The organism is Streptomyces sp. NPDC091282, assembly GCF_044757385.1.
GTDB classification, from domain to species: Bacteria; Actinomycetota; Actinomycetes; order Streptomycetales; family Streptomycetaceae; genus Streptomyces; species Streptomyces gramineus.
This window is the reverse complement of the sequence record NZ_JBIVUX010000002.1, coordinates 194,930-209,821: the sequence shown is the minus strand read 5'-3', so window position 1 is coordinate 209,821 and position 14,892 is coordinate 194,930. Positions and strand designations below refer to the sequence as shown.

15 protein-coding genes and 1 pseudogene are annotated in these 14,892 nt (G+C 68.7%); 9 read left to right on the top strand and 7 right to left on the bottom strand.

What is annotated here, in order from left to right:
• Positions 1-59: 59 nt before the first annotated feature.
• From ACIQOE_RS08060 to ACIQOE_RS08050, 3 genes are read left to right on the top strand one after another with little or no spacing between them, the layout of a single operon-like run.
• Positions 60-929, top strand: coding sequence for an alpha/beta fold hydrolase (locus tag ACIQOE_RS08060; protein WP_401410437.1), 870 nt, complete (start codon positions 60-62; stop codon positions 927-929).
• On the top strand, positions 930-2,360 hold the full coding sequence (locus tag ACIQOE_RS08055; RefSeq protein ID WP_401410435.1) for an MFS transporter: 1,431 nt from the start codon (positions 930-932) through the stop codon (positions 2,358-2,360).
• Between the two features lie 59 nt (positions 2,361-2,419).
• Entirely contained in the window at positions 2,420-3,274 is an 855-nt protein-coding gene (locus ACIQOE_RS08050; RefSeq protein WP_401410433.1) for an NAD(P)H-binding protein, read from the top strand.
• Positions 3,275-3,340: 66 nt separating this feature from the next.
• On the opposite strand, the gene ACIQOE_RS08045 is transcribed toward ACIQOE_RS08050, so the two are convergent.
• A complete protein-coding gene (locus ACIQOE_RS08045) occupies positions 3,341-3,805 on the bottom strand; it encodes an SRPBCC family protein (protein ID WP_401410431.1) in 465 nt (154 codons plus the stop codon).
• Between the two features lie 335 nt (positions 3,806-4,140).
• Here ACIQOE_RS08045 and ACIQOE_RS08040 point away from each other — a divergent pair, with 335 nt between their 5' ends.
• A complete protein-coding gene (locus ACIQOE_RS08040) occupies positions 4,141-5,298 on the top strand; it encodes an alkane 1-monooxygenase (protein ID WP_363019595.1) in 1,158 nt (385 codons plus the stop codon).
• A gap of 142 nt (positions 5,299-5,440) precedes the next feature.
• On the opposite strand, the gene ACIQOE_RS08035 is transcribed toward ACIQOE_RS08040, so the two are convergent.
• From ACIQOE_RS08035 to ACIQOE_RS08025, 3 genes are all read right to left on the bottom strand, one after another.
• On the bottom strand, positions 5,441-6,139 hold the full coding sequence (locus tag ACIQOE_RS08035) for a TetR family transcriptional regulator (protein WP_401410429.1): 699 nt from the start codon (positions 6,137-6,139) through the stop codon (positions 5,441-5,443).
• Between the two features lie 130 nt (positions 6,140-6,269).
• Positions 6,270-6,920: a response regulator transcription factor gene (locus ACIQOE_RS08030; RefSeq protein ID WP_363019597.1), complete on the bottom strand. Its 651-nt coding sequence runs from the start codon at positions 6,918-6,920 to the stop codon at positions 6,270-6,272.
• Positions 6,917-8,062, bottom strand: a complete 1,146-nt coding sequence (locus ACIQOE_RS08025; RefSeq protein WP_401410427.1) for a sensor histidine kinase — start codon at positions 8,060-8,062, stop codon at positions 6,917-6,919. Before ACIQOE_RS08025 ends, ACIQOE_RS08030 begins: the two co-directional genes overlap by 4 nt.
• A 132-nt stretch (positions 8,063-8,194) precedes the next feature.
• Between ACIQOE_RS08025 and ACIQOE_RS08020 the strand changes: the two genes are divergently transcribed.
• The 4 genes from ACIQOE_RS08020 to ACIQOE_RS08005 all read left to right on the top strand — a co-directional run bounded on the left by ACIQOE_RS08020 (position 8,195) and on the right by ACIQOE_RS08005 (position 11,209).
• A complete protein-coding gene (locus ACIQOE_RS08020; protein WP_401410425.1) occupies positions 8,195-8,923 on the top strand; it encodes a class I SAM-dependent methyltransferase in 729 nt (242 codons plus the stop codon).
• Positions 8,920-9,540 (top strand): DedA family protein, encoded by a 621-nt coding sequence (locus ACIQOE_RS08015; protein WP_401410423.1) that lies wholly within the window; start codon positions 8,920-8,922, stop codon positions 9,538-9,540. Before ACIQOE_RS08020 ends, ACIQOE_RS08015 begins: the two co-directional genes overlap by 4 nt.
• Positions 9,541-9,705: 165 nt before the next feature.
• Positions 9,706-10,269, top strand: a complete 564-nt coding sequence (locus ACIQOE_RS08010) for a TetR/AcrR family transcriptional regulator (protein WP_401410421.1) — start codon at positions 9,706-9,708, stop codon at positions 10,267-10,269.
• 103 nt (positions 10,270-10,372) lie between these two features.
• Positions 10,373-11,209, top strand: coding sequence for an oxidoreductase (locus tag ACIQOE_RS08005; protein ID WP_401410419.1), 837 nt, complete (start codon positions 10,373-10,375; stop codon positions 11,207-11,209).
• A gap of 349 nt (positions 11,210-11,558) precedes the next feature.
• On the opposite strand, the gene ACIQOE_RS08000 is transcribed toward ACIQOE_RS08005, so the two are convergent.
• Entirely contained in the window at positions 11,559-12,161 is a 603-nt protein-coding gene (locus tag ACIQOE_RS08000; protein WP_401410417.1) for a TetR/AcrR family transcriptional regulator, read from the bottom strand.
• Between the two features lie 15 nt (positions 12,162-12,176).
• Here ACIQOE_RS08000 and ACIQOE_RS07995 point away from each other — a divergent pair, with 15 nt between their 5' ends.
• Positions 12,177-13,562, top strand: a complete 1,386-nt coding sequence (locus ACIQOE_RS07995) for a pyridoxamine 5'-phosphate oxidase family protein (RefSeq protein ID WP_401410415.1) — start codon at positions 12,177-12,179, stop codon at positions 13,560-13,562.
• 472 nt (positions 13,563-14,034) lie between these two features.
• On the opposite strand, the pseudogene ACIQOE_RS07990 reads toward ACIQOE_RS07995, so the two are convergent.
• A pseudogene (locus tag ACIQOE_RS07990) lies at positions 14,035-14,256 on the bottom strand (ABC transporter substrate-binding protein); the annotation flags it as partial.
• A gap of 105 nt (positions 14,257-14,361) precedes the next feature.
• On the bottom strand, positions 14,362-14,769 hold the full coding sequence (locus ACIQOE_RS07985; protein ID WP_401410413.1) for a hypothetical protein: 408 nt from the start codon (positions 14,767-14,769) through the stop codon (positions 14,362-14,364).
• Between the last annotated feature and the right edge of the window lie 123 nt (positions 14,770-14,892).

Sequence of the window (14,892 nt, the reverse complement as noted above, 5' to 3'; positions counted from 1 at the left end):
GCCGAACCGCGCCCGGGCGATTCCACCACTTGACCGTCCCAGTACGAGGAGCACTGCCCGTGACCTCCGCATCCCCGGCCCTGACAGCCCAGAGCACCAGCCGGTTCGTACAGACCAAGCGTTTTCGCATCCACTACCACGAAGCAGGCCAGGGACACCCGATCGTCCTCCTGCACGGCAGCGGTCCCGGAGCGACCGGGTGGAGCAACTTCCGCCCCACCATCGAAGCCCTCAGTAGCGGGCACCGCGTACTGGCGGTCGACATGCCCGGATGGGGCGAGAGCGACACCCAGACAGCCGAGACCGGCCGCGACCACGTCGACGCCCTGATCGACTTCCTGGACGAGGTTGGCGTCGACCGGGCCGCACTCGTCGGCAACTCGATGGGCGGCATGACCGCGATCTCCACCGCGATCCGCCACCCCGACCGGGTCAGCCATCTCGTCACCATGGGAGCCCCCTGCCCGGGACCCAACCTCTTCTCGGCCGGCAACGGACCCAGCGAGGGACTGAAGGTACTCATCGAGGCCTACCAGGAGCCGACCGCCGAGAACATGAAGCGTCTCGTCCGCATCATGTGCTTCGACCCCGCCATGGCCACCGACGAACTCGCCGCACTGCGCTCCGCCGCCGCGACCGCACACCCCGAGCACCTGCGCAGCTTCCTGGAAGGTGCGCAGGTTCCGCCCCACGAGTCGCCCATGGCCGCGTTCTTCGGCCTCACCCCCCAACTGGGCGGGATCAAGGCTCCGACCATGGCCATCCACGGACGCGACGACCGGGTGGTGCACTTCGAGAACAGCCTGCGCCTGACGACGGTGGTGCCCGACTCGCGCCTGGTGCTGCTCAACCGGTGCGGCCACTGGGCCCAGATCGAGCACGCGGCCGAGTTCAACCGCATGGTCGCCTCGTTCGTCGGCACGGTTTGAGTGGCTCCCGACCCATCGCCCGCCGCCCACCGCCTGACGTTCACGGTGCTGGCGGTCGGCGTCACGGCCTTCTCACTGGTCCAGTCCCTCATCATCCCGGTCATGGGAGGCCTCGCCCGGCAGTACGGCACCGACCCGGCCACGATCACCTGGCTGCTCACCGCCTATCTGATGTCGGCGTCCGTCTGTACCCCGATTCTCGGCAGGCTCGGCGACGCGTGGGGCAAAAACCGGGTGCTCGTCGGGTGCCTGGCCGTCCTGGCCGTCGGCTGCGCCGTCTCGGCGCTGGCACCCGACCTCGGCTGGCTGATCACCGGTCGTGCCGTCCAAGGAGTCGGCGGAGGCATCCTCCCCGTCTCGTTCGGCATCATCCGTGACGAGTTCCCGCCCGAGAACCGGCCCTTCGCCATCGGCTTCGTCTCGTCGCTACTGGCCTTCGGCATCGGCTGCGGCACCGTCGTGGCGGGACCGATCGTCGACGCGCTCGGCTACGGAGCGCTGTTCTGGCTGCCGTGCCTGGCGAGTGCCGCGGCCGCCGGGGTCGCCTTCCGGTTCGTGCCGCCGTCGCCGGCGCGAAGCCGTGAACGGATCAGCGTCATACCGGCCGTCCTGCTGGCCACCTGGCTGATCATGCTCGTCCTCGCCATCAGCGAGGCTCCGCGCTGGGGCTGGAACTCCCAGGCGGTCCTCGGCCTGCTCGCCGGGGCGATCGTGCTGCTGACGGCCTGGATCCGTGTCGAGACGACCTGTCGCGTACCGCTGATCGACCTGAAGCTGATGCGGCGGCCGGGTGTGTGGGCCGCCAACCTCGTGGCCCTCCTCACGGGTTTCGGCCTGTACGCCTTCAGCAGTCTGGTACCACAACTCGCGCAGACCTCGCCTGCCGTGGCCGGCTTCGGTCTCGACTTCAGCGCCGGCGAGTCAGGGTTGATGATGCTGCCCGGGTGTCTGCTGAGCTTCGTGGCGGGACTGCTGGCCGCTCCGGCGGCGCAGCGGTTCGGAGCCAAGCGGCTCATACTGCTCGGAGCACTGACCGGCGCCACGGGCACCGCCCTCCTCGTCTTCCGGCACGACCAGGCGTGGCACCTCTACCTGGGCACGAGCGTCAACGGCTTCGGCATCGGACTCACACTCGCTCTCCTGGCCAACGTGGTCGTGGCCGCCGTACCGGCGTCGCAGACAGGAGTGGCCTCCGGAACGAACGCCAACCTGCGGACCATCGGTGGCGCCATCGGCTCGGGAGTGCTCGCGAGTGTGATCGCCAGCAGTCAGAACGGCGCGGGCGTTCCGACCGAAGGGGGCTACGTGCACGGGTTCGCCGTCATCACGTGCCTGCTGCTCGCCGCGGGGGCAGCCGCTCTGTCCATCCCTCCGCTCCTGCAACGCGACCGCGAAGCACGGGCGGCCACGGAATTGGCGTCCGCTTCCTGAATTCCCCCCTTTCATAGCGTCAGAGTCACGTTTCGAATGACAGATGGGTCAGATATCTCATGCGTATGGTGGTCACGGGAGCTTCCGGCAAGCTGGGCAAACTGGTGATCGAGGGGCTTCTGGCGGAGGTGTCCGCCGAGCGGATCGTCGCGGTCGTGCGTGACCCGGCCAAGGCCGCCTCACTCGCCGCGGCCGGTGTCGAGGTGCAGACGGCCGACTACAACGAACCCGGCACGCTGAACGGCATATTTCGTGAGGGCGATGTCGTGTTGCTGATCTCGGGCAGCGAGATCGGCCGGCGGGTGCCGCACCATGCTGCCGTGGTCGAAGCGGCCAAACGCGCCGGAGTGGCCCGCATCGCGTACACGAGCCTCCTCGGCTGCCCGCAGGCGAATTTCGCCCTCGCCGACGAGCACAAGGCGACCGAACAGATCATCCTCGACTCGGGAGTGCCGTACACACTGCTGCGTAACGCATTCTACACCGAGGTGTACACGGACCAGATTCCTGCTCAGCTGGAGCACGGCCTCGTCGGCAGCGCGGCGGATGGGCGCATAGGTTCAGCAACTCGCGCGGACCTCGCCGCTGCGGCGGTGGCCGTTCTGGTTCAGGGCGGCCACGAGAACCGGGCGTACGAGCTGAGCGGGGACGAGGCGTGGACGCTGACCGAATACGCCACCGAGCTGGCGCGGCAGACCGGAAAGCCCGTGAAATACGTGGATGTGCCTGGCGACGTCTACAAGGGCATTCTCGAGAAGGCGGGCCTGCCCTCGGAAATCGCGGACATGCTCGTGAACGTGGATGTAGCCGCTGTGGCAGCCGGGTTGGCCGAGGGCGGCGGTGACGATCTCGGCCGCCTCATCGGACGCCCCACCACACGTCTCGCAGAAGCGATTGCGGCAAAAATTTCTTGACGATCACCAAGGCCTTTGGAAAGTAATTAATCCGACCCGGCTCCGGTAGTCACGTGCTCCGCGTGATCACTGGGGCGAGTCGCTCCTCGGTGGGCGGCTCAAGGCCTCGTCGAGCGCTTGCGGCAGTCGCCCGGACACCTCGTCGCCGAGGCGCTCGAATTCGCGTTTCAGGAGAGGGGTGGCGATCCGAGCCAGCCCGTGGAAGTCCACTCGTGCCCTGTAGGTCAGCCTCGTGCCTTCCGTGTGCTCCTCGAAACGCAGATCATCCGTGGATGTGGCGGTCTTGTTGCGGCCGACGAAAGTGAGGTGATCTTCTTCGAAGCGGGTAAGTGTGTAATCCAGTTCCGTGCGGCGGCCCCGGAACTGTGACACATTGTGCCACTCGGTGCCGACGGCCACCGGCGCACTGCCGATCTGCTCGCAGGTAACAGTGCCTGGGTCCCACATTTCGGTGTGTGAGAAATCGGAGAGATAGCGTACGACGTCGGCGAGAGGATGCCGAAGGGTTATTACGCGTGTTACTTCAATCATCGTCGCCTCCGCGCGGTTGTTCGGCCGGCGGGCTGAGATTCGTCAGCCGCCCCCTTTCTTCCGCTACGGGAGCGCTCCTGGATGCAGGCCGCAGAGGCGGCGGTGATGGCCCGGCATCGGCGTGCACCGTGGTCGACCTCGCGGCCCGTGGTGCCGCCCGGATCGCGGGGGAGAGCACGAGACCGATACTGACGGCCCATCAGAACGTTGACACGGCGCCACCTTTGTCAGCGACGTAGCAGTGGTGGCACTCTCAGGGCTCCCCACAAAGCGTGCTTCCGCCGGGTCCCGGGCGGGTCCGGCGGAAGCACGCCCCCATGTGCGAAGGAGGCCTCGTGTCGGGACAGGCAGATGTCGAATCGATCCGATGGAAAGGCCCCAGACGCTGCCTGTGGCTGATCGCTCTGGCCGTTCCCACGCTTCCCTTCCAGGCCGGAGCCCTGGTCGGGCTCACCGGTCTCGGTGTGTTCTGGTGGTGGGGGCCCGCTTTCGCCTTCGTCCTGGTTCCGGTTCTGGACACCGCCCTGGGGCGGGACGCCGCCAATCCCCCCGAGGCGGTGATGAAGCGGCTGGAGGCCGATCGCTACTACCGGTGGTGCACCTATCTCTACCTGCCTCTGCAGTTCGGTTCCCTCGTGTGGACGTGCGGGGTCTGGTCCCGTGCCGGACTGTCCCTCGCCGATCACGTCGGATTGGCCGCGACCACGGGGGTCGTGGCCGGTGTGGCCATCAATACCGCCCACGAACTGGGCCACAAGCGGGAGAAGTTGGAACGCCGGTTGAGTCGTATGGCTCTTGCCCAGACCTGGTACGGGCACTTCTACGTGGAACACAACCACGGCCATCACATACGGGTCGCCACTCCGGAAGACCCCGCCAGCTCTCGCATGGGCGAAAGCTTCTGGCAGTTCCTGCCCCGCACGGTGATCGGCGGTGCCCGTTCCGCCTGGCTTCTCGAAAGCCGCAGGCTGACCCGGCGAGGGCGCCGGGTGTGGAGCCCGCACAACGACATCCTCACCGCCTGGGCGCTGTCGGCAGCCCTCTTCTCAGCCCTGACCGCCGTGTTCGGCTGGACGGTGCTGCCTTATCTCGCCCTGCAGGCTGTCCTCGGCTTCTGTCTCTTGGAATCGGTCAACTACCTGGAGCACTACGGGCTGCTGCGTCGACGACTGCCAGACGGGCGCTATGAACGGGTCGCGCCACGACACAGCTGGAACAGCAACAACACGGTCAGCAACCTGTTCCTGTTCCAGCTTCAGCGTCATTCCGACCATCACGCCAACCCGCTGCGTCGCTACCAGACCCTGCGGCACTTCGATGAGGCACCTCAACTGCCCTCCGGCTACGCCACGATGATCGTGCTGGCCTGGATCCCGCCCCTGTGGCGCAGGATCATGGATCCCCGGTTGCTGGCGCACTACGACGACGATGTGACACGCGTCAGCATGCGCTCGACGGGAGGCGCCCGAGCAGTGGCCGGCTCCGACGAATGACTCTTCGTCTCCACGCAGCCGTGGACCGAAGCGTGCACCACCGGCAGACCGTCGCGGTGGCAGCGTCCGGCCGAGGGCGACCCCGCCGCGGTGTTCCCGCCGGCCGCCCACGCCGAGGGAGCAGCCAGGGGGCCGACGGCAGCTACGATCCGGATACGCCGTGGGCCTCGGCCTGTGCCGGATTCCGCTCTGCCGTGACCGGCCCTCCATGCCCCAGCACGGCGCACGCGGCGCGGGCCACCCGCGCGGGCGAGGCCTGCGCGTCGGCAGACGGCAGGAGCATGTGACTGATCGTCAGCCTGACGGTGAGGTCGGTGGCTTCGAGGCGCAGCTCGGCGGGAACGTGGGGCGCGACCTCGGCCAGCCATGCGTTCACGAGGTCCCAGGACTGTGAGAAGACCGGTTCGGCCCGGCTGGAGAGGAACGGAAGAAGAGCGTCGGTGCCGCCCTGTGCCGCCCCTATCACCGCACGGACGAAGGGATTGCGAGTGCTCTCCGCCAGAGCGTGAGCCACGCCCGCCTCCAAAGCCGCGGCCACATCATGCCGGTGCATCCCGAGAATCTGGGCCACCCCCAGCAGGAAGCGACCCGACTCGCGCTCCACGAGCGCGGCACCTATCCCCGCTCGATCCCCGAACTCGGCGTAGATCGACGGCCGCGACACCTCGGCCCGCACGGCGAGATCACCTACCCGCACCCGGTCCCACCCCTCCCTCGACGCCAGCTGCCACGCCTCTTCGAGGACCCGCTCACGCATCTCCCTCCGCCACGCCACCCGGGGCGGGTCGGGAGGGGAAGTCGTGACCGGACGACGGGTCGGCACGGGACGCTCGGGCTGCATGCCAGAAGTCTGCGGCACTCCGGACACACCTCGCCACAACCGGGGTCCAGGCCGTTCCCAGCGGCTCCGGAAACGGCCCAGCTGTGCCCGGGCCCGGGGGCTTTCGATGGTGGTGAGGCCGGAGCGGAGCTCAGAGTGAGGGATCCGCGTCGCGGGCCAGGAGTGCGGCCTGGACACGGTTGGTGACCCCCAGGGCGGTCAGGATGCGGCTGACGTGGGATTTCACGGTGCTTTCCTGCATGCCGAGGGTTTTCGCGATGTCGGCATTGGTATCTCCTCGGGCGAGCAGGGACAGGACGTCCCGTTCGCGTGGGGTGAGGGCGTCCACGCGAGCCTGGGCCCGGGTGGCCTGCGGGCGGCTCGTGTGGTGGTAGAGGTCGATGAGGCGGCGGGCGGCGGTGGGGTGGAGCATGGCGGAGCCGGCGACGACGAGGTGGACGGCGCGGAGGATTTCGGCCGGGTCGGTGTCTTTGAGGAGAAAGCCGTCGGCGCCCGCGGCCAGCGCGTCGTAGACGTACTGGTCGAGGTCGAAGGTGGTCAGGGTGATGACCTTCGGAGGGTGTGCCAGGGCACGCAGGCGCTTGGTGGCGGCGATACCGTCCATGCGGGGCATGCGGACGTCGACCAGTGCGACGTCGATGCGGTGAGCGGTGGCCTGCTCGATGGCATGGAGCCCGTCGACGGCCTGTGCGACGACCTCGATGGCGTCGTCGCTGTCGAGGAGGTCGGTCAGTCCGAGGCGGACAAGGGCGTCGTCGTCGACGACCATGGCGCGGATCACGTGCGGGGACCGTTCTGTTGGGTGACAGGGTGGGGGATGCGGGCGGCAAGGCGCCAGGTTCCGGCGCCGCCGGGCCCGGCGCTCAGGCGCCCGCCGAGTGCTTCGACCCGCTCACGCAGGCCGATCAAACCGAAACCGGAGGGAACCGGTTGTCCGCTCGCCAGGCCGGTACCGGGCGGGTTGGTGACTTCGACAAGGGTGGCGGGTGGCGCGTAGGCGATGCGGACGTCAGCCGGTGCGTCCGGAGCGTGCTTGCGGGCGTTGGTCAACGCTTCTTGGACGAGCCGGTAGACGGCCAACCGGTGCGCGGCGGGCGCCTGTGCCGGGCTGCCCTCCACCGTCACGCTGACTCTCTGTCCTGCCGACCGCGCCTGCCCGATCACTTCCTCGACGTCACGCAGGACAGGTGCGGGCGGATCCGCGGCATGCGCCGGCTCGGCGGTGCGCAGGGCGCCGAGCACGTCGCGCAGGTCGGTCAGGGCGTCGGTCGAGGCGGTGCGCAGCAGGCTGAGCCGTTCGATGAGATGCTCGGGCAGCGTGTCCTTCTTGGTGGCCAGGACACCGGTGTGGAGAGCGATCAGGCTGAGTCGGTGGGCGAGCACATCGTGCATCTCAGCGGCGATCGCGGAACGCTCCGCCATCCGCGTGGCCTGCTCCCGGAGTTCCCGTTCGGTCCGCAGATGCTCCACCTGCGCATGGAGCGCCTGGACCAGGCGGCGCCGGTTGCCCATCCACAGTCCGCCGATCACGGCCAGCAGCAGAAAGAGCGTCGAGCCGTACTGCTGCGGGATCCACAAGGACGCGGCCGGCCGCAGGACGGCATTGCCGACGAGCGCGACCACCGAGCAGACCACGGCTGCCCGGACACGCCGCCGTTCGGCGAGGTCGAAGAGGGCGACCAGGAACAACGGCAGCACGGGCCACCCCCACACACCGGTGGCCGCTGTCGTCAGCGTCGGGGCGACCCACCAGAGCCTCCGGCGCCACAGCAGAGCCGCCCCGCACGCCAGCGCCACGGCGCTACGGAGGGTGACGTAATGACCGTCGGAAGCCGACGCCCCGTTCTGCACGGCACCCAAGGTCAGCAGCACCACCAGTCCGTAGCGCCCGTACTCGGCCCAGCTATGGCGTTCCCGGTTCACCTGTGCAGCGTAGACAGGCGGCCGCCGGTTTCACTGCCGACCTTCTGCCGGGGCGACCCCCTACTTTCGTAGGGGAAGGCGGTCGCACAAGGGATGATCCGCAGGGGAGCGAGCGTCTCTAGCGTCGAAGACATGGATCACTGGACCACCTCACACGACCGTGTTCTCGCGCAGCGCAACGCCGAGGGCTGGATGTTCCTCATCGAAGCGGCGCGCGATCTGCGCACCACGGGAGCCATCGCTCCCAGCGGCAGAGCACTCGCCCGCCTGCTCACCGACCCGGTCCAGGAGAACGGAGCACGGCCCCTGAACGTGCTGGAGGCGGGCGCGGGCACCGGATCGGTGACCCGCACCCTGGTCTCCCGCCTCTCCCCGGGCAGCCGGCTGGACATCGTCGAGGCCAACGCACGCTTCGCTGCCCGGCTGCGCCACCTCGTCCGCACCCATCCGCGGTTGGCCGGCGAGGGGGAACGGGTCCGCGTCCACCACGCCCTTGTCGAACAGCTCGACACCGGTCGCCCGTACGACGTGATCGTCTCCGGACTGCCGTTCACCAACTTCACTCCCGCCCAGGTCGAGACGATCATGAAGCGGTACATGGAGATGCTCCACCCCGGCGGCGTCCTCACCTACTTCGCCTACCGCGGCACCCGGTACGCCCGCGCGCTGACCGCCTCCCGCGCGGAGGCCCGCCGTCACCGCGCCGTGGAGGAAGTCCTCGCCGGTTACCGGCGCCGGTATGCCACCGGCTGCTGGACCGTCTGGGGCAACCTGCCCCCGGCCGACGTCTGGCAGCTGCGCCGCCCCACTCGTGCGTCGGTACCGGTGGCGCCGGTCATCCCGTCCGCGGTGGTCCGGTGAACACGCTGACCGGACTCATCGGCCAGGTTCCCGTGCCCGTTGCCTACGCGATCCTGGCCGCCGCAGTGGTCGCCGAGTCCGTACTGCTGCTCGGCGCGTTCGTCCCGACCCTGACCCTTCTGCTCGCCGCCGGAGCCCTGGCTCACGTCGGCGACCTGAACCTCGTCCTGGTCATCGCCACCGCCGCGGGCGCGGTCGTGGCCGGTGACGCCCTCGGCCATCGCACCGGGCATCTGCTGGGCAGCCGCCTGCGTACCGGCCGCCTGGGACGGCGCATCCCCGCCGTCGCCTGGGAACGGGCACACACCCTCATGGCCCGGCGCGGTGGACAGGCCGTGTTCCTCGCCCGTTTCGTTCCCGTCGTACGGACCCTGACCCCGCACCTGGCGGGGGCGACGCGCCTGCCCTACCGGCGCATCGCCCCCTACAGCCTGCTCGCCGCGTCGTTGTGGGCCGGCGCCGAGGCCACGGCCGGATACATCGCGGCTCCTTCCCTCCGGCACGTTCTCACCTACGGCGGCCAGGCCCTCGCCGCCGCGGCAGTGATCGCCACGATCGCAATGGCCGCGCACCGGATCCGGCACCGCGGCCGCACGGACCGTCCCGTAACCCGATGAGGAGGCCGGCGGGCTACCACCGAGGGTGCAGCCCGTCAGGTTCTGACGCGACTCGCGGCCTCGATCATGAGCCGGCCCCCTGAGGCCGGCCGGGTGTCGCACGTCACGCATGCGACGACGATGCCGCCCTGCAACGTTCTGACATTCGATGCAATACTTGTCAGTATGTTGGAGGACGAAAAAGTCGACGCCATCCTGGATGCGGCTTACATCTGTTTCACCCGGCACGGGGTACGGCGCACGACGATGGACGACATAGCCCGGCAAGCGGGCATGTCCCGACCCGCGGTGTATCAGTACGTGCGGAACAAGGAAGACGCCTTCCGGCGTCTGGCGGAGCGCCTCTTGGGCGACACTCTGTCCAAGGCCACGCTGGCCGCAGGCGGCCCCGGGTCGCTCACCGAGCGCCTGTCGGCTGCTTTGGCCTGCAAGCTCGCGCTCGTGGCACGCCTGTGGCAGGACAGTCCCGCGCACGCCGCCGAGCTCCTCGGCCCGGACTCCAGGCTTTCGGCAGACAAGATCGAGCTCTTCGACGGCGCCATGCGAGAGCTGCTGGCCTCTGTCCTGGCGGCCGAGCATCCGCACAGCGACGTGGCAAGCCTTGCCGAGATCCTGCTGGCGTTCACCCGCGGACTGGAAACAGGTGTCCACGGCCCACGTTCCACCGAGAGCCTCCTGCGCGACGGCGTCGCCCTGATCACCACAGGCATCGACGCCCTCCGGCCGTGAAGAGAGCCTCCTGGGGAACGACTCGAGCCTCAGGAGACACGGAGCCGCATCCGCGCAGCCACCCAGTTCACACCGACCGGCTCATCCTTCTAAGGAAGTCATCATGACCATCCCCGTACTCGTCACCGGGACCTCGTCCGGGATCGGCCGGGCCGCGGCCGAGCGTCTTGCTCGCCGCACGGATCTGACCGTCTACGCTACCGCCCGTCGCCTCGACAGCATCCAGTTCCTTGCTCCGGAGGGGGCCCGTCTGCTGGAACTGGACGTCACCGACGAAGAATCGATGCGCAAGGCAGTCGCCTCCATCGAGGCCGAACACGGCCGCGTGGGTGCTCTCGTCAACAACGCCGGCTACGGCGAATACGGAACGATCGAGGAGACCGGCCTCGACGGCGTACGCCGCCAGTTCGAGACCAACGTCTTCGGCCTGGCCCGTCTGACGCAGCTCGTCATGCCCGGCATGCGCGCCGCGGGAAGCGGCCGGATCGTCAATGTGGGTTCCATGGGAGGCCGCATGGTCTTCCCCGGCGGGGGTTACTACCACGCCAGCAAGTACGCCGTCGAGGCCCTCACCGACGCCCTGCGCTTCGAGGCCGCTCCCTTCAACATCAAGGTGAGCCTCATCGAACCGGGCCTGATCCGCACCGCGTTCGGAGACACCGCCGCCCACACCCTTGCCGAATCATCCCGGCACGGCAGTCCCTACAGCCGCCTCAACGCCGCAGTCGATGAGCAGATGGCCGCCTCGTACCGCTCCCGCCTACTGTCGGCCGGCCCCGAGGCGGTCGCCAAGGCCATAGAACGTGCCCTCACGGCGACGCACCCCCGGACGCGCTACGTGGTCACTCCAGCCGCCAAGGCACTTGTCCACACGCGTCGGCTTCTGGGCGGACGCGTCTTCGACAGCTATCTGCGCATGCAGTTCGGTGGTGCACGGTGACCAGCGACGGCCCGCCGCAGGCCTGGAAGAACGACTACGGCCCCGCCAATCACCTCTTGACCATGGTCTAGGTCAGCGGAACGACCGCCCGAACAGGCTGCGCGTCGGCGAACGGCTCTGCCCGCACTCGGCTCGGTCATGCCGTCCGAGCGCACCGCATGACCGGAGTGCAGGTCACGCTGGCAGGGTCGCCAGGGTCCGCAGGTCACGCTCCAGGACTGGGCCGCAGCACCGAGCCATGTCCGGACGATCCGCAGAGCGAGGAGGGACGCCTCATGCCGTGAGGGTCCGGATCGATCAGGCGGCTCTGCACGCGAGACGCTTGTGAACTCGGCTGTGCCTGCTCGGGTCAGGATCGCCCGGCTGCGGCGAGGAGGGCCAGAGCGGCCTGACCGGCGAGGTCGCCGGCCCTCGCGGCGCCGTGGTGGTCGGCCACGACGGTGGCGCCCTCCGCGAGGATGAGTAGTTGGCCTGCAAGTCGCCGCGGATCCGGGACGCCGGCCCTCTCTGCGATGCCCGTGAGCAGAGCGAGGTAGCGGTCGCCATGTCGGGCCGTGATGGCGCGGACGGCGTCCGTGTGGTGCTGGGTGGCCGCGTTGATCAGCGCGCAACCACGGAAGTCGGGACCGTCGTACCAGCTCTGAAGAGCTTGGAACAGAGCTGTGAGCTGGTCGGCAGGGACGTCCCCGCTTGAGGTGACCGCATCGGTCAGCCACTCGATGACGCGGTCGCTTCGTGTCTCGAGCACAGCGTGGACGAGGCCGTCCTTGGTGCCGAAGTGCCGATAGAGCGTCTCCTTGGACACCCCGAGACGCGTGCAGAGCTCTGCGACTCCGATGCCGTCCAGCCCGCGCTCGTACAGCACCTGGGTCGCGGCCTGCACGATCGTGGCGCGGGTCCGTTCGGGATCGATGGTCCGAAGTACCTGAACAGGAAAGCCGTCCGGCCGCATGCCCCCTCTCCGGTCTTGGCAGGCGACCGGCTCCCGCTGCCGCCTGACGCGGTACGGCTCATCGGCAGATCCGACATCTTCTTCATCTCCAGCAGGCATGGCGCCGAGAGCATGGACACCAACAACCGGGGTGGAGCACCCGGATTCGTGCGCGTGCAGAGCAATTCCGACACCGACGGCGTCGTCCTGGTGTACCCCGAGTACTCGGGGAACCGCTTCTACCAGACGCTGGGAAACATCAAGACCGACCCCGCTGTAGGAATCACCTTCCCCGACTTCGAGACCGGGGATGTCCTCTACCTCACGGGACGGGCAGAGGTCATGGTCGGCGCTGACGCCGCCTCGCTGATCACACGCAGCAGGCTCGCTGTCCGGGTGACGGTGGAAGCGGCGCGATTCGTGAAGGACGGACTGCCGTTTCGCGGGCGGCTCTTGGACCAGTCGCCCTACAACCCGCCGGTCCGCAGACTGGCCGACGAAAGCAGCGGAGCGGGTCCCCACTCGGCCGACGATGTCGACGCGGAGGGGCGGCCGGTCGGAAAGGCGCGGGCGACGCTGGTCAGCGCACAGCATCTGACGCCGACGATCTCGCGGTACACCTTCCGCCTCGACGCCCCCTCCACCGCGTCGTCGAGAGCAGAGTTCCAGCACCTACTGCCGTGGCGCGCCGGGCAGCACATCACCCTGGACTTCTCCGGAACGCTCGACCGCGGATGGTCGCACATGCGCGACCATGACCCCGGGTCCCTGAACGACGACTACGTCAGAACCTTCACGATTTCGAGTCCCCCGGTAGCCGTTCCAGAGGCACCGGATGCGGGAGCGGAGCAGCAGGGGCCGCTGCACGGGGCCGAATTCAGCATCACCGTCCGGAGAAACGGGCCTGTCACATCGCTCCTGGCCAACTGGAAACCCGGCAGGCAGCTCTCCGCCGCCGTTCTGGGCTTTGGCGGCGAAGACGAAGTGAGGTACGCAGAGGAAGCCAAGGACCCCTGCGTCGACGACGACATCGTCGTGGTGGCCGGCGGAGTGGGGATCACGCCCCTCATCACCCAGGCGCAGCCCGTGCTGGAGTCCGGCCGCAGGATGAGGGTTCTGTGGAGCCTGCAAGCGGATGACCTGCTGCTCGCAGTCGACGTCCTGGGACGGATCGACGGACTGGCGGCGGTGACGGAGCTGTTCGTCACCCAGCCTCTCGACGGCAGACACGACACGGAACTCGAGATCGTGCGTCGGCTCGGTGCCGTCGTCCACACCCGCCGGATCGGCAAGGGCGACGTCCTGGACAAGAGCGCCGAAGGCAAACGCCGCTTCTATGTGTGCGCCGGTCCCGGCCTGAGGACGTCGGTCCTGGAATGGACGTCGGGGGAGTACGTGCGGTTCGAGAACTTCGACTACTGACATACGCGTGCACGGCACCGTCAGCGATCTGCATCCGCCGCTCGGGGCGTCGCCCTGAGGTGAGCGTGGAACAGGAAGCCCCGACGACGTCGAAACTTCGGGCGCCTTCGCCTGTCACCCCGACAAGCACCAGCAGAAGGGGCAGCAACGAGGAGATCGCGCAGATGGTCGACACCAACGGCGAATGGATCAGGCAGCGCGTCGGGATACGGCCGCGACGCCGGTCAGCGCGGGCAGCCGTCGAGGCCGCGGGCAGCACCAGGCAGGGGTGCCCGAGCAGGGCACCGCTCAGGGCGAGCGAGCGTCTGCGTCCGAGCCGGGCGAAAAGCCACGGGGAGCAGGGCTGGACGACGAGGGTGGCGGCCATGAGGGTGGCGGTGAGCGTTCCGGCCCCCGACGGCCCGACGCCGGAACGGACGGCGGCGGGCCGGTGTCGGGGGACGCGGTCATCGTGATCCGGCCGGGCAGCGGATCACGAGTTGCCGAGCGGCAGTCCGGCCGGGTTGACCTCGGACTCGGCGACGGCCTCGTCGGACAGGGTCCAGGCGGCCAGCCACTGGGCGTACCGCCCGTGGTCGATCAGGTAGTCGATGGCGTCGGCGATCGGCTTGGCGAGACCGCTGTCCTTCTTCGACGCGACCGCGATCAGCCCCTGGAGCGAGGCGCCGGCGCCGGAGAAGGTCCCCGCGTTGGCCGAGGGACGGCGAAGTGGGCGCCTCGATCTTGCCGCCTCGGATCGCCCGCTCGTCGAAGGCCAGGCCATGGCCACTACGTCCGCCTGCGCCGGTCCTTCAAAGGGTCACTTCTGCCAGCCGACGGTCTCGGGCAGAGGAGTGCCGAATATCGTGGCGCCGACATTCGCCAGTCCCTTCCGGACGCCGTAGACGGAGGGGCCGCTGTACAGGGGCAGGAAGGCGTACTGCGCGAGTTCCTTGCGTTCGATCGCGTTGGCCTGGGCCGTCTGCTTCGCGGGGTCGGCGATCTGAGACGCCGCGTGGATCTCCTTGTCGAGTTCGGCGGTTCCGGTGCCGGTCAGGTTGGAGTCGCTGTCGGTGCCGTAGAACTGGTACAGGTAGCGGGCGCCGAAGGGGTCCGTGGAGCGGTTGCCGGAGAGGAAGAGGTCGAAGTCCCGATCGCTGAGGATCTTGGCGAAGTCCGCCTCGTCCGCCTTCTTGATGTCGACCTGGATGCCGACCGGCTTGAGCATGGCGGCGAACGCGTGCGCACCGCTGGGCTGAGGGGCGGTCGTCCGGCGAGGAGGACGGCAGGGTGGCCCGCGAGGCGAAAAGTGTTATGCCTGGGGGACCCGCTCGTCTCCTGCTGCGAAGAA

Coding starts and splice junctions, on each gene's coding strand:
- ACIQOE_RS08005 (WP_401410419.1), top strand. CDS start 10,373: ATGACCATCCCCGTACTCGTCACCGGGACCTCGTCCGGGATCGGCCGG.
- ACIQOE_RS07985 (WP_401410413.1), bottom strand. CDS start 14,769: ATGCTCAAGCCGGTCGGCATCCAGGTCGACATCAAGAAGGCGGACGAG.
- ACIQOE_RS08035 (WP_401410429.1), bottom strand. CDS start 6,139: ATGCAGCCCGAGCGTCCCGTGCCGACCCGTCGTCCGGTCACGACTTCC.
- ACIQOE_RS08020 (WP_401410425.1), top strand. CDS start 8,195: ATGGATCACTGGACCACCTCACACGACCGTGTTCTCGCGCAGCGCAAC.
- ACIQOE_RS08010 (WP_401410421.1), top strand. CDS start 9,706: ATGTTGGAGGACGAAAAAGTCGACGCCATCCTGGATGCGGCTTACATC.
- ACIQOE_RS08000 (WP_401410417.1), bottom strand. CDS start 12,161: ATGCGGCCGGACGGCTTTCCTGTTCAGGTACTTCGGACCATCGATCCC.
- ACIQOE_RS08045 (WP_401410431.1), bottom strand. CDS start 3,805: ATGATTGAAGTAACACGCGTAATAACCCTTCGGCATCCTCTCGCCGAC.
- ACIQOE_RS08050 (WP_401410433.1), top strand. CDS start 2,420: ATGCGTATGGTGGTCACGGGAGCTTCCGGCAAGCTGGGCAAACTGGTG.